This is a genomic window from Streptomyces sp. NPDC001270, from assembly GCF_042896695.1.
Classification (GTDB): Bacteria; Actinomycetota; Actinomycetes; order Streptomycetales; family Streptomycetaceae; genus Streptomyces.
Genome location: NZ_JBIAXM010000023.1, coordinates 122,482 through 129,662, shown reverse-complemented (window position 1 = coordinate 129,662; position 7,181 = coordinate 122,482). Strand labels below are relative to the sequence as shown.

Below are 7,181 nucleotides of genomic sequence, written 5' to 3'. Positions count from 1 at the left end.
ACCGCCGCGAACGGCGCGATCTTCGCCTCCACCAGCGAACGCACGGAATCACGGAGCATCCCATGCTCCTCGGACGGGCGGTACAGGTCGAAGTCCGACATCAGCTCTCCCCTGGAGTGGCACTCAGTACCCTCATTATGCATATTGAGTGCCACGCTGGAAGGGAAGAGGTACGTTCGGGCCATGGCGGACCAGCAGCACGAGGACACGACGCGCGACGACACCCCGCGCGCCGACACCGCTCACGACGGCACGGCGCGCGCCGGGACGGACGGCGCCGGGACCGCCGACGACCGGGAGAAGACCCCCATCAGGGACCTCCTCGTCTCCGCCGCCTTCGACCTGTTCACGGAGCGCGGCTACGACAGCACGACCATCGACGACATCGTGCGCCGGGCCGGGGTGGGCCGCCGGTCCTTCTTCCGGTACTTCCCCACCAAGGAGGAAGTCGTCTTCCCCGACCACGAGGGGGCGCTCGCCGACATGGTCGCGTACCTGGCGGACGGGGCCCGGGACCCCGATCCGGTCGCGCGCGCCTGCGGGGCGGCCCGGCTGGTCATGCGCATGTACGCGGAGAACGCCGAGTTCTCGGTGCAGCGGTATGCGCTCACCCGCAAGGTGCCGGCGCTCAAGACCCACGAGACGTCCGTCGTCCGGCGCTACGAACGGGCCCTCGCCGACTACCTCAAGGGGCGGTTCGCCACACTGCCGGACGGTGACGTCCGCGCGTACACGGTCGCCGCGAGCGTGGTGGCCGCGCACAACTACGGGCTGCGCGCCTGGCTGCGTTCCGGTGCCCGCGGCGACGCCGCGGCGGGCATCGACCGGGCCCTCGACCTCGTCCACCGCACCTGGGGCGACACCGGGGAGACCCTCGTCGTGATCACCCGCAGCGGCACGCCCATGTGGCAGATCGTGCAGCAGTTGGAGGGCAGGCGGGACGAGGGTACGCCGAGAGGGAACTGAGTGCTCTTTTTGAGAGCACTCAGTTCCCTCGAAGGTCAGCCGATGTGGTAGCTGTCGCCGTAGACCTTCCAGTCCAGCGGCGGGTTCAGGTCCAGGTTGCCCGCGCGCAGGAAGACGCGCTGCGCGGTGTCGACCCGGCTGGTGTCGCTGTGCGCCTCCTCCTGCTTCATGGCCCACACCCGGGCGTCGAGGAAGGCATCGAGGTAGACCGTCTCGTCGCCGCCCTGCGCCGGGGGCTTCGCGGAGCGCAGCGCCCGCTTGCGGATGTTGCCGAAGCTGGTGGCGTCGCCCCCGTCGCCGTGCATGACGATGGCGTCGTAGTACGCGAACTGGCCGAGCACGCGCAGTCCGTCGGTCTTGCCCTGGCTGACCGCGGGGTTGAAGTAGACACGGTCCCGCTCGTCGTTCTGGGCCTGTTGGAAGACGGTGTCCTGGGCGGCGGTGCGCCAGTCCCGCGGGAAGTTCGGGTCGAGCCCGTCGTGCGAGTCGGTGCCGTCGACCTGGCGCAGGGCGGGCAGGTACTTGGCGAGGACGTTGCCGGGCTTGCGCGCGGCGTAGAGCTCCACGAGGTCGAGCATGTCACCGGTGCCCGAGCAGAACCCGATGATGCCCGCGGTGTAGCCCCGGCCGTCGCCGATGTCCTCGATGTACTTGTACTGGGCCTTCCAGTCGAGCGAGGAGTTCTCCGCGCTCGACACGAGCTTCATGGCTATCTCCTTCTTCGCCGGGTCGTCGAGGCCCGGCGCCGCCGAGGGCGCCGCGGTGGCGCGGGGCACGGCGACGAGGGCGCCGATCGCCGCGGCTCCGGTCAGGGCGACGAACGTCCGGCGGGACACGCCGGTCGATGATGCTGCGTCATGGCCGAGATGCATCAGGGACTCCAACCGAGGGTGGGGGTGGGGGGTTCGGAACCTGGTTCGGTGCCTGCCACGCATTGATAGGAAGGTTTCCTATTAGACGTGGGAGGGGAAGCCCCGGCGCGGGAAGTTCGTAGGATCGGACGAGACGAAGTCGTGACGCATACGGGCAAGCCCACGGTGCGGGCGGGTGTCCAGGCCGGCGCCGCCCTGTCCGTCCGGGCGCGTTGCACCCCGTCAGCGGTCCCGGTTGCGCTTACCGTGCTCTAGACATGACTGGTCATCAGGGACGGAAGGGAGACGCGGGCCGCGGGCGCGGCCCGCGGGGTGCGGTCCTGGGCAGCAGGCCGGCACGCCCGGTGCGGCCGCCCCTGCGCACCCGCTCCGGACCGCGGGAGGTCACGACCGCGGCGGCCGAGTGGACGGTGCCGTGGCTGCGGGTCGCCGCCGCCTACGCCTGGCGGCTCATCCTCGTCGGCTTCGCCGTCTACGGCCTGTTCACCGTCCTCGGCCGTTTCCAGCTCGTCGCCGTGGCCCTGTTCCTCGCGGGCGTCCTCACCGCGGTGCTGCGCCCCATCGCCGACCTGCTGAGCCGCGTGCTCCCGCGGCCGCTGAGCGTGGCCGTCGCGCTCATCGGCAGCGTGCTGGTCGTACTCGGGCTGTTCGCGCTCGTGGGGAACGCGGTGGCCGGCGAGTCGACGAAGCTGGCGGGCGAGTTCCGCGGCGGCATCCACCGGATCGAGGAGTGGCTCCAGCACCCCCCGTTCCGGCTCGGCCGGGGCCGCCTCGCCGACCTGCAGCGCCAGCTGATGAACTACCTCAGCACCCACCGCGGGAGCCTGCTCAGCCGCGCCGTCAGCGGTCTCGGCAGGGTCATCGAGGTGGGGACCGGCATCGCCCTCGCGCTGTTCTCCTCCGTCTTCTTCATCCATTCCGGCGAGCGGCTGTGGGACTGGGCACGGGACCAGTTGCTGCCCGCCCGGGCCCGGGACGGGTGGGACCGCGCGGGCCGGGCGGCCTGGCACACCTTCGCCGGCTACACCCGCGGCATCATCATCGTGGCCGCCACCAACGCGGTGCTGGTGTGTGCCGCGCTGCTCCTGCTCCGGGTGCCGCTCGCGCTGCCGCTGGCCCTCCTGGAGTTCTTCGCCGCGTTCGTGCCCCTCATCGGTTCGCCCATCGCGCTCGGCGTCGCCACCGTGGTCGCCCTCGCCGGGCGCGGCCCCGTCACGGCGGCGGCGGTCCTGGTGCTCATCGTCGTCATCGGGCAGTTGGAGGGCCATGTGCTGCACCCGCTGGTGATGAGCTGGGCGGTCCGGCTCCACCCGCTGGTCGTCGCCGTCTCCGTCATCGCGGGCGGCATCGTCGCGGGCGTGATCGGCGCGGTCGTGGCGGTCCCGCTCGTCTCCGTCGTCTGGGCGGTGCTGCGCGCACTGCGGGCGACACCGCCGCCGTAGCGACCGTTCCGACGCCCTCTGGACGTCGGGGCGTCGGGGCGTCGGGGCGTCGGCTGCACCTCACGTCCGCCGACGCGGTGAACACGTCCGCCGGCGCGGCACGTCCGGCGCCGGTTCGACCGCGCCGGGTCACTCGTGCAGCCAGAAGCCCGTCCGCCGCAGCCACAGGTCGAGCAGGGACCGGTCGCCCCGCACCTCGGTCCGCGCGTCGACGGGCCGGCCGTAGACGAGCAGCAGCAGGTCCGTGACCGGTCCCCGGACGGTGACCGCCGCCGCGTCGCCCGCGTGCCGCCAGCGGGGAACGTCGCCGGTGAGGTCGACGAACCAGTCGCCGGCGGGATCGTCGGTGGCGCACAGGCGCAGGGTGCGGCCGGCCCCGAGCAGGGGCTCGTCGGTCCCGGGGTCGTACGCTTCGGGGACCGTGCCGAAGGACATCCACTCGTCGAGGCCGTCCCGGGCCACGGCCGCGTCGGTCTCGTGGCCGACGCCCAGGGTCCGGGCGGCGTCGGCGCGGTGGACGACGGTCTCGTGCAGCATGCGCCTGGCCCAGAACACCAGGGGCTGATCGGGCACGACGGTCCACACTCGGGCGTCGGGACCGGCGTCGGCGAACGCGTCCGCGAGCCGGCGTGCGCCGTCGGCCAGCCAGGCGTCGAGCACCGCCATGTCCTCGTCGCCGTAGCCGAAGACGTCGTTGACGAGCGCGTCGGACACCGGTTCGGTGGCCCGGGTGCGGACGATGGTCTCCACCCAGCGGTGGGCACCGCCCACGTGCCGCGCCAGTTGGCCGAGGTTCCACTCCGGGCAGGTCGGCACGTGGACCGTGGGATCGGCGCCGGCCAGCAGATCCCGCAACAGATCGGTCTGGGTGAGGATTTCGGCGCGGTAGCGGTCGAGGTCCCAACGAGGCATGGGGCCACATTACGAGACCGGGCCGCCGTAGCCGCAGCCGTTTTCCGGCGCGACCGGCAGGACCGCCGCGCCCGTGGCCGGTCGTGGGCGGGTCCGGCCGCACCCCGGTGGGCACCGGCCCGCGGGGCGTCCCCGGTCCGGCCGGACAGGTCGTCGGCGCGCAGGACGTCCAGGAGTCCGCGGAGTTCGCGCAGCGCGGCCCGGCCGGTGGTGCCGATGGTGCGCAGCGCGCGGTCCGGGGCCGAGAGGTCGGTGGGGTGGGCCAGCCTGGCTCCCTCGGCGTTGAGGACCATGACGGTGATGCCGTGCGCGAGGACGTCGTGGATCTCGCGGGCGATGCGGGCCCGTTCCTCGGCCGCGGCGGCGCGGGCCAGCGCCAGCCGCTGCGCCTCGGCGAGTTCGGCGCGGCGGGCGAACTCGGCGAGGTAGGCGCGGCGGGCACGCACATACGCACCGAAGGTCCAGGCCCCGGTGAGCCACAGGACCACGGAGAGCAAAGTGAGCCAGGCGTCGCCGCCGGCCCCGGCGCGCGGGTGGTCCACGACCCAGCCGGGTATCCACACCAGCACGCACGTCCCCGCGCAGAGGGCCGTCACGAGGGCGGCGCGGCGCAGCCCGCGCACCGAGAGGGTGTAGAAGACGGCGGCCATGGCGAGGGCTCCGCGCCCCGGTTCCCGGCCCCACACCTCGCCCAGGTACTGCGCCCAGAAGGCGGCCGTGACAAGCGCTGCGGCCACGACCGGGTACCGGCGCCGGAACAGCAGGGGCAGCACGAGCGCCGTGTACACCGTGATCTGCACCCACACGGGCCGCCAGCCGGGCTGTTCGCGGATCACCGGCGGTACGGCGACGAACACGACGAGCAGGACGTCCATCAGCCGGGGATGGCGCCGACGCCACCCGGCCAGGCTCTCCATCAGACGAAGCACCGCCTCACGCTACGGCGGTCCCGGACGGCGGGACGTCAGTCCGTGGGCTGCACCGGGGTACTACCCGAGGAGGACCCGCACGGACCGGGAGCACGACGCCGGGCCACACCACGGGTGCCCAGCATGGCTGCCGTGTCGATCACCACGCAATTCCTCAGGCATCCCCTCATGACCGGAGCGGTGGCCGCCAGTTCGCGCCGGCTGGCCCGCGCCATGACCCACGGCGTCGGTCTCACGGACGCCGCTCTGGTCGTCGAACTCGGTCCCGGGACAGGTGTGTTCACCGATGCCCTGCTGCGGCTGCTGCCCACGGACGCGCGACTCGTCTCGATCGAGCTGAATCCGCGGCTCGCGGCGCGTCTGGCCGCCACCCGGCACGACCCGCGGCTCACGGTGGTCACCGGCGCCGCGGCGGACCTGGCGCGGGCCGCGGGCGGTCCGGTGGACGCGATCGTGTCCGGCCTGCCGTGGACGGTCATGCCCGCCGCGGAGCGGCATCGCACGCTGGACGCGGTCGCCGGCAGCCTGGTGCCCGGCGGCCGGTTCACCACCTTCGCCTATCCGCACGCCGCCTGGACCCCGCCGGGCCGTCGGTTCGTCGCCGACCTGAGCGACCGTTTCGCCCTGGTCGAACGCGGCCCGGTGGTGTGGCCCAACGTGCCGCCCGCGTTCGTGTACCGGGCCGCCGCCCCGCGGCCGTCCGCCGCGTCCACGCCACGGTCCGCCGCCGGCCACCGGTCCGTCACGGGTGGCGGGCGGGTGACGCGCTCACCTGCGGGAGGACCGGCGGCACACGGTCCGACGACGTGAGCGTGAGGAAACCCAGCGGTACGCAGTCCGGACCGAGGAAGACCGGTGGCGCACGGTCCGACACGAAGAGGACCTATGGCATCCGGCCGGACCGGCGGGCGCAGTCCGGCACCGGGAGTCGAGTCGCCCGTTCCGGGCCCGGAGGACACGCGGTCCGCCACTCGGAAGACGCACACTCCGGCACCGGGGGGACGCATGGTCCGCCCTCCGGAAATCGGATGCGCGTCCCGCGCGACCGTGATGGAGTCGACCTCCGTGACCCCGTTGGACGTAGCCTTCATCGACCCGGCCGACCTGGCCTCCCGCATGGCACGGAATCTCGCCGAGCACGCCTGCCATCTGCACCGCGGGCTGAGCGGCGCCGCGGTCACGGAGACCGCCGATCTCCTGGTCGCGGACAGCGGCCTGGACGACGACACGTTCAACATCGTCGCCGCGGCCCGCTTCACGCCGGACGACGCCGCCGCACGCATCGCCGGCACCGTGCGGACACTGGCCGCCACCGGCCGCCGTTTCTCCTGGTGGGTGGGGCCCGACTCGACCCCGCCCGACCTGTCCGACCGGCTGTCCGCCGCCGGCCTGCCGGCCGCCGAGGAGGAGACGGCCATGTGGGCGCGGCTGGACGACTCCCTGCCGCCGGCCACCGCCGAAGGGCTCGACATCCGACCGGTGTCCACGCCCGAGCAGCTTCACGACTACGCGGCGGTCCTCGCCGCGAACTGGAGTCCGCCCGCCGAAACGGTCCGCCAGTTCTTCGCGCGGACCGCGCCCCGGGCACTCTCCGCGGACTGCCCCGCCCGCTACCTGGTCGGCTACGCGGCGGGCCGTGCGGTCTGCTCGGCCGAGGTCTTCGCGTACGCGGGGGTCGCCGGGCTCTACAACGTCTCCACCCTCGCCGGTCACCGGCGGCGCGGCTACGGCACGGCCGTCACCCTCGCCGCGCTGCACACGGCCCGGACCGAGGGCCTGCGCGTCGCGGTCCTCCAGGCGTCCGGCGACGGTGAGCCCGTCTACCACCGGCTGGGTTTCCGGGCCTGCGGCCGGTTCACCGAACACGCCGTCAATCCGTGACCGCCGGGCGCCGGAAGAGGGCGCCGCGCACCCCCGGGGCGGGGTCGGCCTGCCGCGCCCGCCCTGCCCTCCCCCGGCGTCGCCGACGTCCGACGCCGCGTCACGAACGACTGCATTGGCATGGACCTGACCATGATCAACGGCTAGGCTCGGCTCCGCCACACGGCTGAGAGCGCTCT

General features: G+C 73.4%; 6 protein-coding genes and 1 pseudogene. 4 read left to right on the top strand and 3 right to left on the bottom strand.

What is annotated here, in order from left to right:
• Nucleotides 1-183: 183 nt before the first annotated feature.
• Entirely contained in the window at nucleotides 184-966 is a 783-nt protein-coding gene (locus tag ACFY2B_RS32170; protein ID WP_390766584.1) for a TetR family transcriptional regulator, read from the top strand.
• 35 nt (nucleotides 967-1,001) lie between these two features.
• On the opposite strand, the gene ACFY2B_RS32165 is transcribed toward ACFY2B_RS32170, so the two are convergent.
• The gene (locus ACFY2B_RS32165) at nucleotides 1,002-1,838 is read right to left on the bottom strand and encodes a chitosanase (protein WP_390766583.1); all 837 of its coding nucleotides are present in this window, start codon (nucleotides 1,836-1,838) and stop codon (nucleotides 1,002-1,004) included.
• Between the two features lie 257 nt (nucleotides 1,839-2,095).
• Here ACFY2B_RS32165 and ACFY2B_RS32160 point away from each other — a divergent pair, with 257 nt between their 5' ends.
• Entirely contained in the window at nucleotides 2,096-3,280 is a 1,185-nt protein-coding gene (locus ACFY2B_RS32160) for an AI-2E family transporter (RefSeq protein ID WP_390766582.1), read from the top strand.
• A 129-nt stretch (nucleotides 3,281-3,409) separates the two neighbouring features.
• Here ACFY2B_RS32160 and ACFY2B_RS32155 read toward each other — a convergent pair whose 3' ends face one another.
• Both ACFY2B_RS32155 and ACFY2B_RS32150 read right to left on the bottom strand, forming a co-directional pair.
• Entirely contained in the window at nucleotides 3,410-4,192 is a 783-nt protein-coding gene (locus ACFY2B_RS32155; RefSeq protein WP_390766581.1) for a maleylpyruvate isomerase family mycothiol-dependent enzyme, read from the bottom strand.
• 161 nt (nucleotides 4,193-4,353) lie between these two features.
• Nucleotides 4,354-4,842, bottom strand: a pseudogene (locus ACFY2B_RS32150) (histidine kinase dimerization/phosphoacceptor domain-containing protein); the annotation flags it as partial.
• 402 nt (nucleotides 4,843-5,244) lie between these two features.
• Here ACFY2B_RS32150 and ACFY2B_RS32145 point away from each other — a divergent pair.
• Together ACFY2B_RS32145 and ACFY2B_RS32140 are read left to right on the top strand one after the other, a co-directional pair.
• Complete coding sequence (locus tag ACFY2B_RS32145; protein ID WP_390766580.1) at nucleotides 5,245-5,931, top strand: class I SAM-dependent methyltransferase; 687 nt, start codon at nucleotides 5,245-5,247, stop codon at nucleotides 5,929-5,931.
• A 306-nt stretch (nucleotides 5,932-6,237) separates the two neighbouring features.
• Nucleotides 6,238-7,002 carry a GNAT family N-acetyltransferase gene (locus tag ACFY2B_RS32140; protein WP_390766592.1) on the top strand — a complete coding sequence of 255 codons (765 nt, stop codon included), beginning with the start codon at nucleotides 6,238-6,240 and terminating at the stop codon, nucleotides 7,000-7,002.
• The last annotated feature ends 179 nt before the right edge of the window (nucleotides 7,003-7,181 follow it).